This is a genomic window from Streptomyces sp. Sge12, assembly GCF_002080455.1.
GTDB lineage: Bacteria > Actinomycetota > Actinomycetes > Streptomycetales > Streptomycetaceae > Streptomyces.
In genome coordinates this window covers 2,769,546-2,790,107 of the sequence record NZ_CP020555.1, presented here as the reverse complement: position 1 = coordinate 2,790,107, position 20,562 = coordinate 2,769,546, and the positions used below count along the sequence as shown (strand labels likewise).

Here is a 20,562-nt window from a genome sequence, read left to right as displayed (position 1 = left end):
CGTCGGCTACACCTCTGGGACGAGGCAGCCCGACGCCCTGTGACACGGGAGCGCGCACGACCGTGTGTGACCTGCGTCTCCCGCCGGGCGGGCCGTGCGAGGGCGCGCCGGAGCCGGCGGGTACGGGCCTCACGGGGCTGCGGCCGCGTGCGCCGGCGCCTTGAGCCCGCGGCGCCGGGCGCGCCGGGCGGCCGGGGCGGGTCGGCCGGGGCGGGTCAGCCGCGCAGCAGGCGGGCCTTGGCCGCCGTGAACTCCTGCGGGGTCAGCAGGCCCTCGCGGGCCAGCGCGGCCAGTTGGGTGAGCTCCCCGACCAGGCACGCCGAGGTGGCCGGCTCGGCCGCCGGTGCGGTGCCGGCAGGGAGCGCGGCCGCCCGCTCCGGCCCGGCTGCCTCCGCGGAGCCCGCGGCCTCCGGGCGCTCCGCGGTCCGCGGCGGCATGCCCGGCAGTGGCCGGTCCGGGACCACCGCGCCCGCCGTGTCCTGCGCCGGGCCCGTCATGTGCTCCGCCGTCCCCGTGGCCCGCGCCAGCAGGCCCCGGAGCAGCGGGTGTCCGGCCGGGCGGTTCGCCGGGTGGACCGTTACTCCCATCGGGCGGATGAACATCAGGCCGCCCCCGCCCTCGGGTCCGCCGGGACCCGGTCCGGCGGGATGCGGACCGACCCCACGATCCGCCCGCCCGCCGCCCGTACGGCGACCGCCGCGTCCTCGGCCCACACGTGCTCGACCACCAGCAGCAGCGCGCAGCTCCCGCGCTCCAGCAGCCCCGCCGCCTCCTGGACGTCCTCCGGCCCGATCAGCCGTGCCGCGTCCCGGCCCGTCAGCAGGCCGTGCAGCTCCACGAACTCGTCGAACTCGGCCGCCAGCACGTCGCCCGATGCCGTCCTCGTCGCCACGATCCCGTCGATCAGCCGGACCACCCCGCTCTTGCGCAGCCCCATCACGGCCTCGACGGCCGGGGCCCGCAGCTGCTCCTCCGGGAAGGCGAGGACGATGAATTCCACAGGTCCCATGCGCCTCGGCTCCTCACTTTCGACACTTCCGACCGTTTTTGACGACTCTTCGGCACACTATGACATAAGCGGACATATCATCCGTCTGCTTGCTACGTTTCGGTGTATGAGCGCTCTGACGGCAAAGGTGGCGGAGCCCGCCCCGCCCCCGCCCCCCGGCGCCGGCGCCCCCAAACGGCGCGGCGTCGAGCTGACGCTCCTCACCGGCGCCGTCCTGATCTCCGTCCTCGGACACCTCTACGTCGGCCTCGCCACCACCGGCCGCATCCCCGGCCCCGCCACCCGCTACGCCGCCGGCCTGAGCGCCGCCGCCCTGCTGGCGCACCTCGCCGTCAGGATCCGGGCCCCGTACGCCGATCCCCTCCTGCTCCCGATCGCCGTCCTGCTCAACGGCCTCGGCCTCGTCCTCATCCAGCGCCTCGACGTGACCACCCCCGGCCACCTCACCGCCGGGGACCAACTCCTGTGGTCCGCGCTGGGCGTGGCGCTCTTCGTACTGGTGGTCGCCCTGCTCCGCGACCACCGGGTGCTCCAGCGCTACGCGTACCTCTCCGTCGCGGTGTCCCTCGTCCTGATGCTGATCCCCGTCTTCTTCCCGGCGGTCAACGGCGCGCACATCTGGATCCGGTTCGCCGGGCTCTCCTTCCAACCGGGCGAGTTCGCCAAGATCCTGCTCGCCGTCTTCTTCGCCGCCTACCTCGCCGCGAACCGCACGGCGCTCGCCCTGACCGGCCGCCAGCTCTTCTGGAAGCTCCGGCTCCTCCCCGGCCGCGTCCTCGGCCCGATCCTCGCGATCTGGCTGCTCAGCGTCGGCGTGCTGGTCCTGGAGCGGGACCTCGGGACCTCGCTGCTGTTCTTCGGACTGTTCGTGATCATGCTGTTCACCGCCACCGGGCGGATCGGCTGGATCGCGATCGGCCTCCTGCTGGCCGCCCTCGGCGCCTACGCCGTCGGGACCTTCGAGCCGCACGTGCACAGCCGCGTGGACGACTGGCTGAATCCTTTTGCCTCCATCGAACGCGGCGAGGGCCCCGGCCAGCTCGCCCAGTCCCTCTTCGCCTTCGGCGCCGGCGGCCTGCTCGGTGCCGGGCTCGGCCACGGCCAGTCCTTCCTCATCGGCTTCGCCGCCAAATCGGACTTCATCCTCGCCACCGCCGGCGAGGAGCTCGGCCTCGTCGGCCTGGCCGCGATCCTGCTCCTCTACGGCCTCCTCGTCGCCCGCGGCTTCCGCGCCGCACTCGCCCTGCGCGACCCCTTCGGACGGCTGCTGGCCACCGGGCTCGCCTCGATCGTCGCGCTGCAAGTGTTCGTCATCGCCGGCGGCGTCACCGGCCTGATCCCCCTCACCGGCATGGCCATGCCCTTCCTCGCGCAGGGCGGCTCCTCCGTCGTCACCAACTGGATCATCGTCGCCCTGCTGGTCCGGCTCAGCGACAGCGCCCGCAGACCCCGCCCAGGGAAGGAGCCGGCCGAGTGATCCGCTACATCCGCTGGTGCGCGTACTTCTGCGCCCTCCTGCTCGCCGCCCTGCTGGCCAACCTCGCCCGCGTGCAGGTCTGGGAATCCGCCGCCTACGGCGCGAACCCGGCCAACAAGCGCCCCGCCATCGAGCGCTACGCCGAACCCCGCGGGGACATCCTGGTCGACGGGCGCCCCGTCACCGGCTCCCGCGACAGCGGCCAACTGCTGCGCTACGAGCGGACCTACACCAACGGCCCGCTCTACGCGCCCGTCACCGGCTTCTCCTCCCAGACGTACGGGACCAGCTTCGTGGAGCGCGCCGAGGATCAGGTCCTGTCCGGCACCGACCCGGGACTCTCGGCCTTCCCGCTCTGGTACGAACTCTCCCGCGGCCGCCCCGCCGGCGGGAACGCCGTCACCACCGTCCGGGCCGCCGTGCAGCAGGCCGCCTACGCCGGTCTCGCGGGCAAGCGCGGGGCGGTGGCCGCCCTGGACCCCGCCACCGGGAAGATCCTCGCGCTGGTCAGCAGCCCCTCGTACGACCCCGCCGTGCTCTCCGGCACGGGTACGAAGGTGAAGGACGCCTGGACGGCCCTGAACGCGGACCCCGCCCGGCCGATGCTCAACCGGGCGCTGCGCGAGACGTATCCGCCCGGCTCCACCTTCAAGATCGTGACGGCGGCGGCCGCCCTCGACGCGGGCGTGGTCACCGATGTGGACGCGCCGACCCGCACCCCCGACCCCTACCCGCTGCCCGGGACCAGCACCCTGCTGCCGAACGCGGGCACGGGCTGCGAGGACGCCTCGATGGCGGAGGCGGTGCAGTGGTCCTGCAACACGGTGATGGCGAAGATCGGCGTACAGGTCGGGCTGCGCGGGATGGTGGAGGCGGCGCGGCGCTTCGGGTTCAACGGCGGCGAGGGGCTGCGGGTCCCCTCGTGGGTGTCCCGGTCGAACTTCGACACCGACATGAGCCAGGACCAGCTGGCCCTGTCCGCCATCGGGCAGTTCAACACGAAGGCCACCCCGCTCCAGATGGCGATGGTGGCGGCGGCGGTCGCCAACGGCGGCGAGGTCACGTACCCCTACCTGGTGGAGCGGACCACGCAGGACGACGGCTCCCAGGTCCGGCGCGGCGACCGGCGCAGCCTGGGCCGGGCGATGAACCCGGCCACCGCACTGCGGATGCAGGAACTGATGGTGAACGTGGTGGAGAACGGGACCGGACGCAACGCCGCGATCCCCGGCGCGGTGGTCGGCGGCAAGACCGGCACCGCGCAGCACGGGGTCGGCAACGCGGGGACCCCGTACGCCTGGTTCATCTCCTGGGCCAAGGCCGAAGGCGCGCCGCTGCCGCAGGTGGCCGTCGCGGTGGTGGTCGAGGACGCGTCGGCCCACCGGGGCGACATCAGCGGCAACGGCGCGGCGGCGCCGATCGCACGGGCCGTGATGGAAGCGGCCCTGTCCGGCTGACGACAGGACTTGGCCGTCTCTTCGGATCCTGCCGGGCCCGCGACGCCCGGCACCGCACCCGGCCACGTTGCCGGGCACGGCACCGGACGCCGCGGGCCCGGCCGACAAGATCCGAAAGTGATGGCCTAGGGGGCGTCCTCGCCCTCCCGGATGGCGGCCTCGACCTCCGAGACCCGGGCCGACTCCTCTGCCGCGAACCGCTCGCGGTCGAGGGCCTCGGCGATCTCCTCGTCCTGGCTCATCAGCAGGTCCAGGTTGGAGTCGCCCATGTCGAAGACGCCCAGGTCCAGATAGGCCCGCTGGAGCCGCTCGCCCCACAGCCCGATGTCCTTCACGCACGGCACGATCCTGCTGAACAGCAGCCTGCGGAACAGCTGCGTGAACTCCGACTGCTCGCTCAGCCGCACCGCCTCCGCGGCCGGGATGCCGAAGTTCTCCAGCACCTCCACCCCGAGCAGCCGGTCCCGCATCAGGTAGCAGCCCTCGATCACGAACTCCTCGCGCTCGCGCAGCTCGGCGTCCGTCAACTGCTTGTAGTAGTCGCGCAGCGCCATCCGCCCGAAGGCCACGTGCCGGGCCTCGTCCTGCATCACGTACGCCAGGAGCTGCTTCGGCAGCGGCTCGGCGGTCGTGTCGCGGATCATGCCGAAGGCGGCCAGCGCCAGTCCTTCGATGAGCACCTGCATGCCGAGGTAGGGCATGTCCCAGCGGGAGTCGCGCAGCGTATCGCCGAGCAGCCCCTGGAGGCTGTCGTTGATCGGGTACAGCATCCCGACCTTCTCGTGCAGGAAGCGCCCGAAGATCTCGGCGTGCCGGGCCTCGTCCATGGTCTGCGTGGCGGAGTAGAACTTCGCGTCCAGGTCCGGCACCGACTCCACGATGCGCGCCGCGCACACCATCGCGCCCTGTTCGCCGTGCAGGAACTGGCTGAAGTTCCAGGAAGTGTAGTGCCGGCGCAGCTCGCCCCGGTCCTTCTCGCTGAGCTTGGCCCAGTGTCGCGTCCCGTACAGCGGCAGGGCCTCGTCGGGGGTGCCCAGCGGATCGTACGGGTCCACCTCGATGTCCCAGTCGATGCGCTTGCCGCCGTCCCACTGCTTGTCCTTGCCCTTCTGGTAGAGGGCGAGGAGCCGCTCGCGGCCGTCGGCGTACTCCCAGGTGAAGCGGGCGGAGCCGGAGGCGGGGACCTGCCAGACCGTCTCGCCCGGGTTATCGGTGTAGAGCTCATGCGTCGACACTGACGCCCCCTCGTCTCACGTACTGCCGTGTGGGACCGGACAGTTGGCAGCGTCACACGTTGGTAGACACGGGGTCAACAAGTCGTGCGCGAGGGATTGACGACCTTGCTGACAGGCAGTCTCATAAGAAGTGACCGCCGGTAACTCGACGACGAGGTGTCCGAACCCATGACGACCCTGACCGAACGCGCCGCGCTCCAGGACGCCCTCGGCCTGCTCAAGGACCGCGAGCAGATAGCCGAGCGACTGCTCGAATCCTCGGCCAAGCACTCCTTCGACCCCGACAAGGAACTCGACTGGGACGCCCCGCCGATCGAGGGCAAGTACTACTGGCCGCCGGAACTGCTCTCCCTCTACGACACCCCGCTGTGGAAGAAGATGGGGGAGGAGCAGCGCATCGACCTCTCCCGCCACGAGGCCGCGGCGCTCGGCTCCCTCGGCATCTGGTTCGAGATCATCCTCATGCAGCTCATGGTCCGGCACATCTACGACAAGTCCCTGACCAGCAAGCACGTCCGCTACGCGCTCACCGAGATCGCCGACGAATGCCGCCACTCGATGATGTTCGCCCGCATGATCCAGAAGGCCGGCGCCCCCGAGTACCCGGTCTCCCGCCTCAACCACAACCTCGCGCGGATCCTGAAGACCGTCTCCACCACCCCCGGCTCCTTCGCCTGCACCCTCCTCGGCGAGGAGATCCTCGACTGGATGCAGCGCCTGACCTTCCCGGACGAGCGCGTCCAGCCGCTGGTCCGGGGCGTCACCCGGATCCACGTCATCGAGGAGGCCCGGCACGTCCGGTACGCCCGCGAGGAACTGCGCCGCCAGATGCTGACGGCCCCCCGCTGGGAACAGGAACTCACCCGGATCAGCTGCGGCGAGGCCGCCCGCGTCTTCTCACTGGCCTTCGTGAACCCGGCCGTCTACGACAACATCGGCCTGGACCGCCGCGAGGCCGTCGCCCAGGTGAAGGCGAGCGGCCACCGCCGCGAGGTCATGCAGAGCGGCGCCAAGCGGCTCACCGACTTCCTCGACGACATCGGCGTACTGCGCGGAGTCGGCCGGAAGCTGTGGAAGAGCTCGGGCCTGCTCGCGTAGCCCGTGCCGGGTGCCGGGTGCCGGGTGCCGGGTGCCGGGTGGCCGGGTGCCGGACCGCGGCGGTCCGCACCGTTGAGGATCGGGCCCGATCGACCGGACACCCACTCGGCCGACGCCCGCCGGGCTACCCTGCGGACATGACCGTACGCGCGTACCGCAGGCTGAGCGTCGAGGAGCGGCGAGCCCAACTCCTCGACGCCGCCCTCTCGCTGTTCGCGCACCGGGCGCCGGAGGAGGTCTCCCTCGACGACGTGGCCGAGGCCGCCGGGGTCTCGCGCCCGCTCGTCTACCGCTACTTCCCCGGCGGCAAGCAACAGCTCTACGAAGCGGCCCTCCGCTCGGCGGCGGACGTCCTCGAACTGTGCTTCGCCGAACCCCAGGAAGGGCCCCTGACCCGGCGCCTGTCCCGCGCCCTGGACCGCTACCTCGCCTTCGTCGACGAACACGACGCCGGCTTCGCGGCCCTCCTCCAGGGCGGCAGCGTCGTGGAGACCTCCCGCACGACGGCGACCGTCGACGGCATCCGGCGGGCCGCCGCCGAGCAGATCCTCTTCCACCTGGGCGTCCCGGCCCCGGGCCCCCGGCTGCGCATGATGGTCCGTACGTGGATCACCGCGGTCGAGGCGGCGTCCCTCATATGGATCGACGAGGGCAAGCAGCCGGAGGTCGACCGCCTGCGGGACTGGCTGCTGGACCAGTTCATCGCCCTGCTGACGGCCACCGCCGCCACGGACCCGGAAACCGCGGCCGCAGCCCGGGCCGCCCTCGCCCTGGAGTCCGCGGACGGCCCGGTCGGGGTCCTGGCCCGCCGGGTGATCCCGGTGGTGTCCGAGGCCGCCCACCTGCTGTGACACTGGTGGGGTGAGAAGCCAACCGACCCCGTTCGAGGGCGGGCCCATGGACGGCCGGGTCCTGCCCGTCCTCCTCGGCCCGACCGGACACCCCCCGAAGTGGTACGAGATCCCCGTCCCGGCGCCGGACGGCGGCCCGCCGACGGTGCTGCTGTACGAACGCGTTCCCGCGGGGTACTCCAAGCGGCTGGGCCTCCAGAAGGGCTGGAAGTACGACTTCCGCCCCGCGGCCACCAAGCCCAAAATCCGCTGGCCCTGGACAAAGCCCCCCAAATCCTGACCCGGCCCACTCGCGCGGCGGCAAGCGAGCCCGCGCATCGCGAGTTCCGGCGGTGAAGGGGGTCGGGCCGGGTACGGGGGCCGGGGGTGGGTGTGTGTCGGGGCGCTCCCCGCGGGGCGCCGAACGCACCGCCGCATGCCTTTCCGACCGCTCGTCACGTTCGGCGTCCGAGGAGACGCCCCGGCGCGCGCCCGCCCCCGGCCGCAGCCCGCGCTTCGCACCGCCGCCCCGATTCACCCCGCGCCCCCGCCCCCGCCCGCCCCCGGCCCCGCCCGCATCTCCGCCCCGGGCCCCCGGCCAGGACCGCTCCGGCCCTGCGGCCAGGCACGCCCCGCGGGTCCGCCCACGCACCCCCGACCCCGCGCCCGCGCATCGCACCGCCGCCCCGGGCCCCGGCCAGGACCGGACCGACCCCGCGGCCAGGCACGCCCCGCGGGTCCGCCCATGCACCCCCGACCCTCCGCCCGCGGCCCGCGCACCGCACCGCCGCCCCGGCCCCGGCCAGGACCGGCCCCGCGCCCGCGGCCCGGCTAGGAACCCGGGAGGGTGAGGACCGCCAAGCCCCCGCCCCCCTCCGCCGCGCGGAACTCCAGCCGCGCCCCGATCACCGCCGCCTGCCCCACCGCGATGGTCAGCCCCAGCCCGTGGCCCTTCCCGCCGCCGCTGCGGAAGCGCTGCGGCCCGTGCACCGCCAGGTATTCCGGGAACCCGTCCCCGTGGTCCCGTACGGTCACCACCGGCCCGTCCACCGTCAGTACCACGGGCGGCCGCCCGTGCTTGTGGGCGTTGGCCACCAGGTTCCCGAGGACCCGTTCCAGCCGGCGCCGGTCCGTCTCCACGTGGGCGTCCCGGACGACCACCACCTCCGTGTCCGTCCCGGACGCCCGCACCACCCGCCGTACCAGCCGCCCCAGCTGGTGCAGATCGCCCTCCACCACCTCGCTGCCGGAGTCGAGCCGGGAGATCTCCAGCAGGTCTTCCGTCAGCTGCCGCATCGTCCGGACCCGTTCGCGCACCAGCTCCGTCGGCCGCCCCTCCGGCAGCAGTTCCGACGCCGCGTGCAGGCCGGTCAGCGGCGTGCGCAGCTCGTGCGCGACGTCCGCGGTGAACCGCCGCTCGCTCTCCAGCTTCGACTGCAGGCTTCCCGCCATGGTGTCCAGCGCCGCCGCCACCGTCGCCACCTCGTCCTGGTGCCGCGCGGGGGTCCTGGTCCGCGGGTCGTCGACGCGTGCGTCGAGGTCGCCCTGGGTGATTCGCCGCGCCACCAGTGCCGTCTGGTGCAGCCGCCGGGTCACGCGGGTCACCGCGAACGCGCCCACCAGCAGCGTGCCGCCGATCGCCAGCAGTGAGGATCCGATGATCGCGTGGTCCAGCCCGCTGATGGTGCGGGCGCTCTGCCCGTAGTCCACGGCGGCCGCGAGCGCCCGGCCGTCGGCCGGGGCCGCCGCCCACATGGTCGGGCGGCCGCGGTGGTCCGCCACCAGAGTGCCCCGCCGCCCGCTCACGGCGAGCGCGCGCAGCTCCGGCGGCAGCCCCACCGGGTCCAGCCCCGCGCCGCGCGGCAGGGGTTCGCCGGCCTCGTACGCGAGCGTGACGTCGTGCAGTTTGCCGAGTGCCTTCTCCCGCGCCGTGGCCACCGTCTGCCGGGTCACCTCCACGTGCACGAGAGCGCCCAGTACAGCCGCCAGCGAGCAGCACATCACCACGATGAAGCACGCCGACTTCCAGGTCAGCGTGGCCGTCCAGGCGGGCAGCTTCAGGCGCTTCAGGTGCTTCGAACGCTTCAGCCGCGTCCCGAGCCCCGCCCGCCCGGGATGCCCCGCCGGCCCCGGCAGTCTCACGGCCGGCCCGGCCCGGGAGCGGGCTCCCGGTTCCCCGGGCCCTGCGGACTGCCGGGCACCCGTACGATCTGCTCGCGCGTCGGCAGCATGGTCAGCTGCTTCTCGTCCCAGGACCAGGCGGTGATCAGCTCGTATCCGTGGTTGCCGCTGGGCACCCGCAGGATCACGTCACGCCCGGCCAGTTCCACCGAGATGACCGTCTCCGTGGTCGCCATGATCCGGTTGAGCCGCCCGTCCGGGTCGGCCGTGTACACCCGTACGGACATCATCTTGTCGGGGAACTCGATGCCGACGATCAGCTCGTCCTTGCCGTTGCCCGTGAGGTCCCGGTAGTACGGCTTCTGCACCGGGCACGCCTCGGGATCCTCGTCGTCCCTCGCGTCCCTGTCCGTCGCGCACTCCCTGATCGCGGCCGCCGTCGCGGCCGGCATGCCGTCGGCGCCGACCTCGATGTTCGGATGGGCGCGCAGCTCCGCCTGGACGAGGGCCACCGGGTCGACGGCGTGCACGTCCTGGTCGTGGACGGGCGGGATCCCCTTGACGTACTGGGGCGGCGCCCCGCCCGGATCGGCGGGCGGTACGGAAGCCCCCCGGCGGTCGGGCCACAGGTGTACGGGCCCGCTCGCGGTCGGTGTGGACCCGGCGCTCACCAGCCCGCCGCTGTCCCCGCAGCCCGCCAGCAGCGGTACGAGGGCGAGGACCGGGAGCAGCGGGTACGCGGCCACACGCAGGCGCAACCTGTTCACAGCTCCTGTGCCCTCCTGCCCGCCGTCCGCCGACGCTCGAAAACGTTCGATCGCGTCAACCATATGCGGAGGTACATACCTTTTACCGCGAGACCGGGGGCAGCACAGCCGTCCGGGCCGTCACAGCAGCCCTGACCCCCGGCGGTCCCGGGTTCCCGGCCGTTCCGGCCGTCCCGGCCGTCTCCGCGCTCCCGGTGGTCCCGGCGCTCCGGGCCGTCCCGGCCGTCTCCGCGTCTCAGCCGTCCGTGCGCCCGCGCCGCAGCATCGCGAAGCCGAGCCCGGCGGCGCCGACGGCCGCGATACCGCCCGCGGCCGCGAGCAGCAGCACGCCCTCGCCCGGACCGTCCGCCAGGGTGCTCAGCCGCCGCCCGCCGCCGGCGCCTTCGGCGACCGTGCGGGTGCTCCCGGCGGCCGGCTGCTGCGCGGCCTGCGGAACGGAGGCCGGGACGACGTGCCCGCCGTGGGCCCCGGTGCGGGTCCCCGTCTTGTACCCGTCCCCGTCCACGGTGTGATCGGCGCCCGGGGCGGGGGCGTCGCCGACCCAGGAGGTCAGCCGTCCGGTGGAGTCCAGCGCGGCGTGCAGCTCCCCGGTGCCGCCGAAGCCGGTGACCCCGCCGTGGCTGGTCAGCGTCGCGGCCCGGGTGCCGTCGGCCGCCAGGATCTCGGCGTGGTAGCCGCCCTGCGTCGTGCGGTAGACCTTCGCCGTGGACGTCCCGTCCGCCAGCGAGAGGCTCTTGACGAGGCTCAGCTGCGGGGCGGCGGAGCGCGCGGACGAGGCCGCGGGCACCCCCTCGGCCAGGGCGGCGGCGGTGGGCAGCGCCAGCAGACTTCCGGCGCATGCGGTCACGGCGGCGGCGCGAACGAGAGTGCGGCGGCTGACGGTGCTCACGGAGAAGTCCTTCGGTGCTGGTCAGGGCCTGGGCCATCCAGGTGGGTCAAACCTAGGGCCCGGCCGTTGCGGCAGCGCCCCGGTCGTGTAACAGCGGAGTCGCAAGGTTCCGTCGGAGCCGTTACACATCCGAGGGATTGCCGTGCGGCGCCCCGGCTGCTCCCATGGACGGCGGGGGTGAGGGCGATGCGCGGACTCAAGGTACTGCCGAGCGGCCGGCCCGGCCGCGGCCGGCTGTATGTCAACCTGCCGGACGGGCAGGCGGTGGCCTGGTACGACCGGCAGGCCAACCGGATCAGCGTCCTCGCGGACGACCACCGCGAGGCGGTCCTGGCGGTGCTGCGGCCCTACCTGAGCGGGACGGTCTCGATCGGCCCGCCCCCCGTCCCCACCGCCGCCGACCTGCGGCGTCTCGCACTGCGGCCGGACGCGGACCTGGCCCCGAACCGTCCGGGGGAGACCCTGCTGGGGGAGCTGGAACACGGCCCGGCGGGCACCAGAGCCCGCCACCGGATGCGCCAGGACCTGACGGCGCAGCAGCGGATGGGCGACGTCTTCGACGCCCTGGAGCCCGACGGCTGGCGGATCCTGCACTGCGTCCCGCTGCCGGGGCTGGGCCGCCTCGACCACCTGCTCATCGGACCGGCGGGGATCTTCTGCGTGCGTACGGTCCCCGGCCGCCGCCAGCGCGCGGTGGTCGGTGACCTCCTGCTCACGGTGGGCCGCACCGAGCCCCGCCCCGAACCGCGTTGGATCCGCGGCGCGGCGGCCTGCGCGAGGGCGGCCCTGTCGGCGAAGGTCACCCCGGCGCTGGCGGTGGTCGACGCCTCACGCGTCGAGACGGCCCCCACGGTGCGCGACATCCGCATCCTCCAGGCGCCGACCGTCGGCCCGACCCTCGCCGCCTTCCCCACGACACTGAAACCCCCGGAGATCGACGCCCTTTTCGCCCGAGCCCGAGACTCCGCGACCTGGCTCCACCCCACCCGCCCCGGCCCGGGCGGCGTTTGAGGCGCGGGGCTCCGGGGGCGGAACCCGATTCCGGGGGAGGCCCGGGCGGAGGGGCTTCCCACCCCACCGCCGTGGTCAGGCAGAGGTCCGCTTCCGCGGCGTGGCCGCCTTCTTGGACGCCCCGGCCCCTGTCTTCTTCGCGGCCGCCGTCTTGGCCGTGCTCTTCGTGGCCGCCGTCCTGGACGTCGACTTCGACGCCCCCGAAGCCGACTTGCCCGCCGCGGACTTGCCCGCGGCGCCCGCGCCCGTGGCTTTCTTCTTCGTCGCGGAGGCCGCCGTCTTCTTCGCCGAAGCAGCCGTCGACTTCTTCCCGCCCACCGCCTTCGGCGCAGCCGCCGCCGCACCGGTACCCGTCCCCGCACCCCGGCCCGTACCGGCCTTCCGCCGAATCGGCGTCACCTCGGCCTCCGCCTCGTCGGAGCCCTCCGCCCCGCCCTCCCCGCGGGAGGCCTTCGCCGCCCGCACGCTCTTCTCCAGCGCCGCCATCAGGTCGATCACCTGACCGCCGGCCGGCTCCACCACGGCCTCCGTCGGCTCGAACGCCCCGCCCGACTTGGCGACGATCATCGCCTCCACGGCCTCCCGGTAGTCGTCGTGCAGCGAGGCCATCTCCACCTCGCCCAGCGTCGCCATCAGCGCGTCCGCGAGGTCCAGTTCGGCGTCCCGGACGGACACCGTGCCCTCCGGAGCCACCCCCTCCGGCGCCCGGATCTCGTCCGGCCAGAGCAGCCCGTGCATCGCGATCACGTCGTCCACGACCCGCAGCATCCCCAGCCGCTCCCGCCCCCGCAGCGCGTACTTGGCGATCGCGACCTTCCGGCTCCGCTTCAGCGCCTCCCGCAGGAGCGTGTACGGCTTCGCCGCCGTCGCCCCGTTCGCCGCGAGGTAGTACGCCGCGTCCATCTGCAGCGGATCGATCTCCTCCGCAGGGACGAACGACATGATCTCGATGGTCTTCGCGGTCGCCAGCGGCAGCTGCGCCAGGTCCTCGTCCGTGATCGGGACGATCGACCCGTCGGCCTCCTCGTAGCCCTTGCCGATCTCGGCGCTCGGCACCTCCTCCCCGTCCAGCTCGCACACCTTGCGGTACCGGACGCGTCCGCCGTCACTCACATGGATCTGGCGGAAGGAGATCGAGTGGCTCTCGGTGGCGTTCACGAGCTTGATCGGGATGCTGACCAGGCCGAAGGAGATCGCCCCGTTCCAAATGGATCGCACGGTTCCTCCCGTTTCGTGGCAATCTCATCGTATGACGCCGATCACCATGGTGGAGGGCCATCGCATCGCGCTCAGCAATCTCGACAAGGTCCTCCACCCGGAGACCGGCTTCACCAAGGGCGAGATGCTGCACTACTACGCCACCGTCGCGGGCCCGCTGCTCGCCCACATCCACGACCGGCCGGTGTCCTTCCTGCGCTATCCCGACGGGCCGGACGGCCAGCTCTTCTTCACCAAGAACCCGCCGCCCGGCACGCCCGACTGGGTGAAGACCACCCCCGTGCCCCGCTCCGAGGACCTGTCCGCCGCCCAGGTGGTCGTCGCAGACCTGGCCACCCTCATGTGGTCCGCCAACCTCGTCGTGGAGTTCCACACCCCCCAGTGGACCGCCGGCCACCCCGGCCTCGCCGACCGGCTGGTCCTCGACCTCGACCCCGGCCCGCCCGCCACCGTCGTCGAGTGCTGCACCACCGCGCTCTGGCTGCGCGAGCGGCTCGCCGCCGACGGCCTGCACGCCTACGCCAAGACCTCCGGCTCCAAGGGCATCCACCTGGCCGTGCCGCTGGAGCCGACCCCGTCCGAGCGGGTGTCCGCGTACGCGAAGCAGCTCGCCCAGGAGGCCGAGCGCGAGCTCCCCGACCTGGTGGTGCACCGCATGGCCAAGGCGCTGCGCCCCGGCAAGGTCTTCGTCGACCACAGCCAGAACGCCGCAGCCAAGACCACCGCCGCCCCCTACACCCTGCGCGCGCGGGCCCGGCCCACCGTGTCCGCGCCCGTCTCCTGGGCGGAGGTCGAGGCCTGCCGGACCGCGGCCGGCCTGGTCTTCCTCGCCGACGACATCGCACCCAGGCTCGCCCGCGACGGGGACCTCTTCGCCCCGCTGACCGACCCGGGGCAGGCCCGCCCGCTCCCGGGGGCCCGGCCGTGATCCGCGTCGCGCTGGCCGCACCCGTACGCACGCTGCCGCGCGGGGCCGGACTGGCGTACGAGCCGAAGTTCGACGGCCACCGGCTCGTCGTGCTGCGCTCGGCGACCGACGTGACGCTCCAGGCGCGCTCCGGCCGCATCGTGACCAGCGCCTTTCCCGATCTGGCCGCGGCCGCACTGCAGTTGCCCGCCGATACGGTGCTCGACGGCGAGGTGGTGGTCTGGCACGCGGGCCGGACCGACTTCGCGCTGGTGCAGCGGCGGGCCGCGGCCACCGCCGCGCGGGCCGCCGTACTGGCGCAGCGCCTGCCGGCCTCGTACGCCGCCTTCGACGTCCTCGAACTGGCCGGGCTCGACCTGCGCGCCCGCCCGTACGAGCGCCGCCGGGCCCTCCTCGTCGACCTGCTCCTGCCGCTCGGGCCGCCGCTGCAGCCCGTACCGATGACGACCGACCCGGAACTGGCCGCCACCTGGTACGAGACGCTCCCGGCCAGCGGCATCGAGGGCCTCGTCGTCAAACGGCTCGACCAGGCCTACCCGGCCGGGCGGCGGGGCTGGCAGAAGCTGCGGCACACCGACGTGCGGGACGCGGCGGTGGTCGGCTACACCGGCACCCCGCGCCGGCCGCTCGCCCTGGTACTGGTCCTGCCCGTCGGGGACGAGACCCCGCTCGTGTCGAGCCCGCTGACGGCGGCGCTGCGCACGGAGGTGGCCGCCGAGGTGGCCGCCCGCGGGGCGGCCTCGCCCTCCCTGGCCACGGTCACGGCGATCGGGTTCGGGGACGTCCCCTTCCGGGCGCTGGACCCCCCGCTGACGGCGGAGGTCCGGCACACCTCGGCCCGGCACCCGCCGCCGGAGGTGCTCCGGCTGCGGACGGATCTCTGACCCGCGCGGGAGGCGCGGGTCAGAGGCCGTCGAAGTGGTGCGTCAGGCGTGTGCGCCGCGCCCGGCGTCCGGCGGAGACCCCGGCTGTGGATGCGGTCCCGGGCCCTCCGGCAGCTTGTATCCGGACTCCCGTTCCGCCCGGACCTCGTCCGGATGGGCGGAGGTGGTGGAGCCGAAGTTCCCGTAGCCCTGCATCTCGTGCGGCCGTAGACCCCCCTCGGGGATCTCCACCTGGTCCCGCTCCTCGCGGACCTCGTAGACCGCCCCGCCCTCCGGCAGGTGGGGCTGGCTCTCGGCGGTGGGCGGGGGTGGCTCGTGATTCCGCACCCTCTTGCCCAGCAGGAAGCCGCCCAGCAGGAAGCCGGCGACGAGGATGCCGACGACCAGGAACCAGGCGATGTCGGCGAGGGTCGCGTCCACGCTCAGGGTCGTGTCCATACGGACCATGTTCCCGCACGCAGGTCCGAAATGCTCCGCTATGGCCTGGATGCCTTGGGCCATCCGGGGTACACGCCTGGTGCGCGTACCCGCCGAACGAGAAGGAGGCCGACCATGCCCCGCGGATCGTCCCCGAAGCGCGAGCGACAGTACGAACACATCAAGGAAGGCCTGGAGGAGCGCGGCGAGCCGGAGAAGAAGGCGAAGGAGATCGCCGCCCGGACCGTGAACAAGGAACGGGCCCGGGCCGGCGAATCCCGGACGGCGAGCAAGGAGTCACTGGAGGACATCTCCTCGTCCCGGCGCGGGGGCCTGCACTCCCACTCGGGCGCGCAGGGCCCCACGTACGAACAGCTCTACGCCGAAGCCCGGCGCCGCAACATCCACGGCCGCTCGGACATGAACAAGACGCAGCTCAAGCGCGCCCTGGGGAGTGACGGTCCCGGCTAGGCGTTGATGGGCCCGTCGGCGTCCCGCAGGGCGCCGGCGGCCTTGCGTTGCCCGAGCGCCCCCAGGATCTCCGCGCAGATCGCCAGCGCGGTCTCCGCCGGGGTACGGGCGCCCAGGTCCAGGCCGATCGGGCCGTGCACCCGAGCCAGTTGGGCCTCGGTGACCCCGGCCGCGAGCAGCCCCTCCCGCCGCCGGGCCGTGGTCTTGCGGGAGCCCAGCGCGCCGACGTACGGCACCTCCTGGGTCAGCGCCACCCGCAGCGTCGGCACGTCGAACGACTCCTCATGGCTCAGCATGACCAGGCACGCGGCGTCCCGGCGCGCCTCCAGCACCTTGCCGGCCTCCTCCGGCCCCGTGACCAGTACGGCCTCCCAGCCCAGCAGCAGCGACTGCCGCTCGATGATCTCGGCCAGCTCGCCGCCGCCGCCGATGACCACGTACGGGGACGACGGGAACGCCTCGACCAGCACCAGCCCCGACTCCGCGTACAGCGCGTCGCGCCCGGCCCGCCGGGTCGCCAGCAGTTCGCCCGCCCGCCGCCCGGCATCGTCACCGGGCGCGTCCGTGGCCCGTACCACCTCACTGGTGGCCCGGTCGGCGGCCTCGTTCAGCCGGGTCACCAACGCCACCCCGACCCCGTCGCCGAGCAGCTCCCACCACTCCGCCGGGATCGCCGCGAGCGGCTGCAGCAGCACCTCGGCCTGCCCGCCGCAGGTCAGCTTCGCCTCCACGGCCTCGGCCGCGCGCACCGACACCTCGCACACCCGCGCCGTGACCCCGGCCGGCAGGGCCGCGACCTCGGCGGCGAGCTCAGCGTCGAAGACCCCGCGGTACAGGGTCCCCACGCACTCCCCCCGCGCATCGACGAGCAGGGCCCCGGCAGGATCCCGCGGCCCGAAGCCCTGCTCGGTCACGGGCCGGGCCAGATACCCGGCCCGCCCCTCCGCCGCCCACCGCCGCGCCGTCTCCACCAGCTCACGCATCCGCGCCGCCCCTTCTCGATCGTCAGAGCCCGCCACACGGCACTTGGCCGGCGGCGCCATGCAGCCTCACCCCCAACGTACGCACGCACCCCGCACCTACCCACCCCCCAAATCCCACAGACCCCGCCCCACTTCCCTCGTACGGACCACCGGAACCGCCCAGGTCCACGCGGACTCGGTTCCGCCCCGGGTTGACGCCCGTGTCACCCGTTCTGCGCCGAACCGTGCCCTCGTGGACAGCCGGTCAGTCGCTATCTCGCCGGGCAGGCGATATCAGGGATTGCGCGTCTACGGCGACAGATGCATGTATGTGGATGGTTCGCGGAGGGCGGCAGCAGCCCCTTCCAGATCTGCCAGGCGGGCTGCGAGCGTGGCCTCAGCCAGGCGGGGCGGCAGTGCCGCGCTGAATTTCAGGCCGGACAGTGCCCGGAAGTCCACCGCTGGTAGACATAGCTGTTCACCGGCTACCTTCCGAGCCTTCGCCCACTCCTGGGGCGTGATGTCCTCCCGCAGGCGCAGGTATGCCGCGTTTGGACGCTGCAGTGGATCGGCGGCCGAGCCGAGGCTGGCCGCGAGCGTGGCGTTGGCGCGGTAGCCGCCCCAGGTCCACCAACGGACATTGGTGTCATGGCCTCCTCTGACAATGACGGACCGCTCGGGGTGGACCAGCTTTGCGTTGCGCTCGCGTGTTAGTGCGAGGGCATTCTCGGCCCGGCGGGTGAGTGCAACCTGCGGGGTTACGTCGAGCAGCACCTCCCGGACCGCGCGAGTGAGTTCGTACGAGGTGGCGCGCGCCAGGCCTAGACCAGCCCAGCGCGCCCGCCCCCCACCGTCCACCGGCTCTACGAAACAGCGGCGCCGTGACCAGTCGATGTACGTAACCTGCCAGCTGCGCCCCGCGAGCAGCAGCCTTCGCGGGCCGGCCACTTCCTCGGTGAGCAGTGAGGGGTCGGTGGTCCCGATTTCCGTTCGCCCGGCCAGCACCGTGAACTCGGGAGCCGACGTGAACACGGCTGTCAGATCCATGAAGTGGCGGTAGCCGAACCGCTTCTCGGCCTTCGGTCCGATGAACAGCATGCCGCCGTCACTGTCCAGATAGCCCTCCGCGACGAGGTGCCGTACGACCGGCTCCGCGGCCGGTCCGAACGGGCCGAGGCCGCCCCACCACTCCCGCCACAGCTGGTCGCCGACCCGGTGCTCCTGCAAGCAGAGCGCAAGGATCTGCTGCGCGGCGATGTGCCGGGGCTCGGGCGGCGCGGTCACGGGTTCCACCCAGCCGCGCCCCCAGAGCAGGAGCAGCGCCGACGCGGCGAGGAGCCCGCCCTCGTCGAGGGCCAGGAAGAGACAGTTACGGGACGAGCCCGGCCTGCGTCCGGTGCGGCCGAGGCGCTGCAGGAAGGAAGCGACCGTACTGGGTGCGTCGATCTGGATGACTCGGTCCAAGTCTCCTACGTCGATGCCGAGTTCCAGCGTGCTGGTGGAGACGATCACGCAGTCACGGGCCTCGGCGAATGCCTCTTCAGCCCGTCGCCGCTCATCGGCGGAGAGCGAGGCATGCGAGAGGAAGGTGGTAACGCCCTTGGCACGCAGGCTGGCGCCGAGCTCCTCCACCTGCTTACGTGATTCACAGAACACCAGCCGCTTCTCACCGCGGTGGAGCGCCGCGATCACCGTGGCGGCATTGGCGAGCGAGCCCACGTAGTCGAGCTGGACGTCACCGGGGGGCGGAAGCGCGGGCGACTCCTCGCGAAGGTGCGGGGCGACGACCTGGGAGGGCCGTTTGCCGGCCCCCGACCCCTGCAGCCAGCCGAGCAGTTCCTCCGGATTGCCGACGGTGGCCGACAGTCCGACGCGCTGGACCGGCTGTCCGACGACCCGCTCCAGCCGCTCCAGTACTGCGAGCAGGTGCCATCCGCGGTCATCCCCGGCGAACGCGTGTACTTCGTCCACCACGATCGCGCGCAGGCCCGAGAAGAACGAGCGGTGGTCGACGTTCGCGCTGACCAGCATCGCTTCCAGGGACTCAGGGGTGGTCAGCAGGACATCGGGCCGCTCGCGCAGAATCCGCTTGCGCTGCCCTTGGGGCACGTCGCCGTGCCAGAGTGCGGCAGATCGCCCCAGCCATGAGGTGTAGGCCTCGAGTCGTGGCAGCAGGTTGTTGAGCAGCGCCTTGAGTGGGCAGACGTACAGCACTGATGTGCCGGTCCACTGCTCCTGGGCCATGCGCGACAGGAGAGGGAAGGACGCGGCTTCGGTCTTTCCGCCGGCGGTGGGGGCGAGCAGTACGGCATCCGATCCGTCGAGCAGCGGCTCGATGGCTTCCCGTTGCAGGGGACGCAGTCCGGGCCAGCCCAGCGTGTTGACGATGTGGTGGAGCAGCCCGGGATGCAGCCGGTCCAGCGGATCGGGGCTCTCGGTCACGACAGCTCCAGCTCGACCTCGTCGGCGCTGCCGGCCGCAGCGTTGCGTTCCACCTCGCTCATCTCCGACCCACTCATGGTGAGTGCGTAGTGCCGACGTGGGTCGAAGTCCTCGAACTGGTCAATACGGTCAAGCACATCGCCGACCAGCTTCTTCAGGAACAGCCGGGGGGCCACCCCTACCTTGCCGCCCAGCGCACCGCCGACCGCACTCGCCAGGTCGGCGACGTACGCATCGTCCGCGGCCGCCAAAACCCGCTGAGGTGCGGCGGATCCGCTCGCATACAGGTCGCGGATGGTACGCCCGAGTGAGACCAGCGAGTCCTGTGTGAAGCCGGGGAGCCGCACCTGCACAGCGCGCGGGTTGTCGAAGCGCGGGTCCGTGGTGAAATCGGTGGCCAGCCGCTGGGCGAGCGGCGCGAGCCGCTGGACGCCCTGCTGCCCGTCGAAGAATGCGGGTGTTCCGGTGATCACGAGGTACAGGCCGGGGAACCGCCCTGAGTGGACCTCGTCGATGAGTTGCCGCAGTGCGTTGAGCGCTTTGTCGCGGGCATCGGAACGGACCCGCTGCAGCGTCTCGACCTCGTCCAGGACGAGGAACAGCCCCGAATGGCCCGAGTCGCGGAGCACGGTGAGGAGTCCCTGCAGGAAGCCGAAGGCTCCGAAGTGGTCCAGGTCGCCTCTCACCCCGGCGGCTCGGCGTGCGGAGGCGGCCACGTGCGGCTGGCCGCCCAGCCAGGCCATCACAGCCGATGCGGTCGCCTCGTCTCCTGCGTCCTGGGCCGTGCGGTAGCCGCGCAACGCGGCCGCGAACGAGGGCGCGTGCCGCGAGACCTCGGCCAGCCGGGCCGCCATCAACCGGTCCACCTGGCCTGCCAGCTCCTCGTCGGTCACCCCGGCAGCGAGAGCATGTTCCTCCAAGGTGTAGAACCAGGCGTCGACCACAGGCCGCAGGGCACTCGGTGGGAACCCGGGCGTCGCCAGCCGCTCGGTCAGCCGCCGGTACACGGTCTCCAGCTTGTGCAGGGGGGTCTCGGTCTCGGAGATCTGGATCTCGGCCACCGCGAAGTTCCGGCGCTTGGCACGCTCACCGAGCCACCTGGTGAAGAAGGTCTTGCCGGACCCGTATTCGCCGCGCACGGCCTTGAAGACGGAGGAGCCGGAGGCGACCGCATCCAGCTCCGCATCGAGCGCAGCCTCGAACCGGTCCAGCCCCGTTGCCAGCAGGTCCAGCCCCGATTCGGGTACGGCTCCGCGGCGCAGGGCGTCGATGACGTCACGGCGGCGCGCCGCGCTGACGGTGGCGGGGCGGTGGGGCTGTTCGGTGCTCACGGCACCAGTGTTTCA

Annotated in this window: 20 protein-coding genes; 9 read left to right on the top strand and 11 right to left on the bottom strand. The window is 72.9% G+C overall.

The genetic code is table 11. The features are described 5' to 3' along the window. Nucleotides 1-215 precede the first annotated feature (215 nt). Complete coding sequence (locus tag B6R96_RS12005; RefSeq protein WP_081522454.1) at nt 216-602, bottom strand: SHOCT domain-containing protein; 387 nt, start codon at nt 600-602, stop codon at nt 216-218. Then, nucleotides 602-1,009: a DUF6325 family protein gene (locus tag B6R96_RS12000; RefSeq protein WP_053167712.1), complete on the bottom strand. Its 408-nt coding sequence runs from the start codon at nt 1,007-1,009 to the stop codon at nt 602-604. Before B6R96_RS12000 ends, B6R96_RS12005 begins: the two co-directional genes overlap by 1 nt. Before the next feature lie 106 nt (nt 1,010-1,115). Here B6R96_RS12000 and B6R96_RS11995 point away from each other — a divergent pair, with 106 nt between their 5' ends. Together B6R96_RS11995 and B6R96_RS11990 are read left to right on the top strand one after the other, a co-directional pair. Beyond that, the gene (locus B6R96_RS11995) at nt 1,116-2,486 is read left to right on the top strand and encodes an FtsW/RodA/SpoVE family cell cycle protein (protein ID WP_081522453.1); all 1,371 of its coding nucleotides are present in this window, start codon (nt 1,116-1,118) and stop codon (nt 2,484-2,486) included. Then, on the top strand, nt 2,483-3,943 hold the full coding sequence (locus tag B6R96_RS11990; protein ID WP_081522452.1) for a penicillin-binding transpeptidase domain-containing protein: 1,461 nt from the start codon (nt 2,483-2,485) through the stop codon (nt 3,941-3,943). Before B6R96_RS11995 ends, B6R96_RS11990 begins: the two co-directional genes overlap by 4 nt. 125 nt (nt 3,944-4,068) lie before the next feature. Here B6R96_RS11990 and B6R96_RS11985 read toward each other — a convergent pair whose 3' ends face one another. Further along, nucleotides 4,069-5,178, bottom strand: coding sequence for a ferritin-like domain-containing protein (locus tag B6R96_RS11985; protein WP_081522451.1), 1,110 nt, complete (start codon nt 5,176-5,178; stop codon nt 4,069-4,071). Nucleotides 5,179-5,346: 168 nt separating this feature from the next. Here B6R96_RS11985 and B6R96_RS11980 point away from each other — a divergent pair, with 168 nt between their 5' ends. From B6R96_RS11980 to B6R96_RS11970, 3 genes are all read left to right on the top strand, one after another. Further along, nucleotides 5,347-6,276: an AurF N-oxygenase family protein gene (locus B6R96_RS11980; RefSeq protein WP_030390193.1), complete on the top strand. Its 930-nt coding sequence runs from the start codon at nt 5,347-5,349 to the stop codon at nt 6,274-6,276. Nucleotides 6,277-6,413: 137 nt separating this feature from the next. Beyond that, nucleotides 6,414-7,127: a TetR/AcrR family transcriptional regulator gene (locus B6R96_RS11975; protein ID WP_053167702.1), complete on the top strand. Its 714-nt coding sequence runs from the start codon at nt 6,414-6,416 to the stop codon at nt 7,125-7,127. 10 nt (nt 7,128-7,137) lie between these two features. Beyond that, a complete protein-coding gene (locus B6R96_RS11970; protein ID WP_081522450.1) occupies nt 7,138-7,407 on the top strand; it encodes a hypothetical protein in 270 nt (89 codons plus the stop codon). Nucleotides 7,408-7,937: 530 nt separating this feature from the next. Here the strand turns inward: B6R96_RS11970 and B6R96_RS11965 are convergent. The 3 genes from B6R96_RS11965 to B6R96_RS37670 form a co-directional block, all read right to left on the bottom strand. Then, a complete protein-coding gene (locus tag B6R96_RS11965; RefSeq protein ID WP_443070014.1) occupies nt 7,938-9,194 on the bottom strand; it encodes a histidine kinase dimerization/phospho-acceptor domain-containing protein in 1,257 nt (418 codons plus the stop codon). 50 nt (nt 9,195-9,244) lie between these two features. Next, nucleotides 9,245-9,994 (bottom strand): hypothetical protein, encoded by a 750-nt coding sequence (locus tag B6R96_RS11960; RefSeq protein WP_051779335.1) that lies wholly within the window; start codon nt 9,992-9,994, stop codon nt 9,245-9,247. A gap of 235 nt (nt 9,995-10,229) precedes the next feature. After that, nucleotides 10,230-10,883 carry a hypothetical protein gene (locus B6R96_RS37670; protein ID WP_081522449.1) on the bottom strand — a complete coding sequence of 218 codons (654 nt, stop codon included), beginning with the start codon at nt 10,881-10,883 and terminating at the stop codon, nt 10,230-10,232. Nucleotides 10,884-11,069: 186 nt separating this feature from the next. Between B6R96_RS37670 and B6R96_RS11950 the strand changes: the two genes are divergently transcribed. Next, complete coding sequence (locus tag B6R96_RS11950) at nt 11,070-11,894, top strand: nuclease-related domain-containing protein (RefSeq protein WP_081522448.1); 825 nt, start codon at nt 11,070-11,072, stop codon at nt 11,892-11,894. A 75-nt stretch (nt 11,895-11,969) separates the two neighbouring features. Here the strand turns inward: B6R96_RS11950 and ku are convergent, their stop codons facing one another. Continuing rightward, a complete protein-coding gene (gene ku, locus B6R96_RS11945; RefSeq protein WP_081522447.1) occupies nt 11,970-13,112 on the bottom strand; it encodes a non-homologous end joining protein Ku in 1,143 nt (380 codons plus the stop codon). A 31-nt stretch (nt 13,113-13,143) separates the two neighbouring features. On the opposite strand from ku, the gene ligD reads away from it, so the two are divergent. After that, a complete protein-coding gene (ligD, locus tag B6R96_RS11940) occupies nt 13,144-14,040 on the top strand; it encodes a non-homologous end-joining DNA ligase (RefSeq protein ID WP_081522446.1) in 897 nt (298 codons plus the stop codon). Then, the gene (locus B6R96_RS11935) at nt 14,040-14,924 is read left to right on the top strand and encodes an ATP-dependent DNA ligase (RefSeq protein WP_081525072.1); all 885 of its coding nucleotides are present in this window, start codon (nt 14,040-14,042) and stop codon (nt 14,922-14,924) included. The genes ligD and B6R96_RS11935 overlap by 1 nt, the downstream gene beginning before the upstream one ends. A gap of 42 nt (nt 14,925-14,966) precedes the next feature. Here the strand turns inward: B6R96_RS11935 and B6R96_RS11930 are convergent, their stop codons facing one another. After that, a complete protein-coding gene (locus B6R96_RS11930) occupies nt 14,967-15,362 on the bottom strand; it encodes a DUF6479 family protein (protein WP_051763109.1) in 396 nt (131 codons plus the stop codon). 114 nt (nt 15,363-15,476) lie between these two features. On the opposite strand from B6R96_RS11930, the gene B6R96_RS11925 reads away from it, so the two are divergent. After that, on the top strand, nt 15,477-15,812 hold the full coding sequence (locus B6R96_RS11925) for a plasmid stabilization protein (protein WP_081522445.1): 336 nt from the start codon (nt 15,477-15,479) through the stop codon (nt 15,810-15,812). Here the strand turns inward: B6R96_RS11925 and B6R96_RS38635 are convergent. The 3 genes from B6R96_RS38635 to brxD all read right to left on the bottom strand — a co-directional run bounded on the left by B6R96_RS38635 (nt 15,809) and on the right by brxD (nt 20,547). Further along, nucleotides 15,809-16,795, bottom strand: coding sequence for an XdhC family protein (locus tag B6R96_RS38635; RefSeq protein ID WP_081522444.1), 987 nt, complete (start codon nt 16,793-16,795; stop codon nt 15,809-15,811). The genes B6R96_RS11925 and B6R96_RS38635 overlap by 4 nt on opposite strands. Before the next feature lie 288 nt (nt 16,796-17,083). Beyond that, on the bottom strand, nt 17,084-19,216 hold the full coding sequence (locus B6R96_RS11915; protein WP_203351617.1) for a DEAD/DEAH box helicase: 2,133 nt from the start codon (nt 19,214-19,216) through the stop codon (nt 17,084-17,086). Beyond that, nucleotides 19,213-20,547 (bottom strand): BREX system ATP-binding protein BrxD, encoded by a 1,335-nt coding sequence (gene brxD, locus B6R96_RS11910; protein WP_081522443.1) that lies wholly within the window; start codon nt 20,545-20,547, stop codon nt 19,213-19,215. The genes B6R96_RS11915 and brxD overlap by 4 nt, the downstream gene beginning before the upstream one ends. Nucleotides 20,548-20,562: the final 15 nt, after the last annotated feature.

Bases quoted from the DNA above. Each gene is read 5' to 3' on its own strand.
- B6R96_RS12000 (WP_053167712.1), bottom strand. From the start codon at position 1,009: ATGGGACCTGTGGAATTCATCGTCCTCGCCTTCCCGGAGGAGCAGCTG.
- B6R96_RS11975 (WP_053167702.1), top strand. From the start codon at position 6,414: ATGACCGTACGCGCGTACCGCAGGCTGAGCGTCGAGGAGCGGCGAGCC.
- B6R96_RS38635 (WP_081522444.1), bottom strand. From the start codon at position 16,795: ATGCGTGAGCTGGTGGAGACGGCGCGGCGGTGGGCGGCGGAGGGGCGG.
- B6R96_RS11950 (WP_081522448.1), top strand. From the start codon at position 11,070: ATGCGCGGACTCAAGGTACTGCCGAGCGGCCGGCCCGGCCGCGGCCGG.
- B6R96_RS11980 (WP_030390193.1), top strand. From the start codon at position 5,347: ATGACGACCCTGACCGAACGCGCCGCGCTCCAGGACGCCCTCGGCCTG.
- B6R96_RS12005 (WP_081522454.1), bottom strand. From the start codon at position 602: ATGTTCATCCGCCCGATGGGAGTAACGGTCCACCCGGCGAACCGCCCG.
- B6R96_RS11930 (WP_051763109.1), bottom strand. From the start codon at position 15,362: ATGGACACGACCCTGAGCGTGGACGCGACCCTCGCCGACATCGCCTGG.
- ligD (WP_081522446.1), top strand. From the start codon at position 13,144: ATGACGCCGATCACCATGGTGGAGGGCCATCGCATCGCGCTCAGCAAT.
- B6R96_RS11925 (WP_081522445.1), top strand. From the start codon at position 15,477: ATGCCCCGCGGATCGTCCCCGAAGCGCGAGCGACAGTACGAACACATC.
- B6R96_RS11995 (WP_081522453.1), top strand. From the start codon at position 1,116: ATGAGCGCTCTGACGGCAAAGGTGGCGGAGCCCGCCCCGCCCCCGCCC.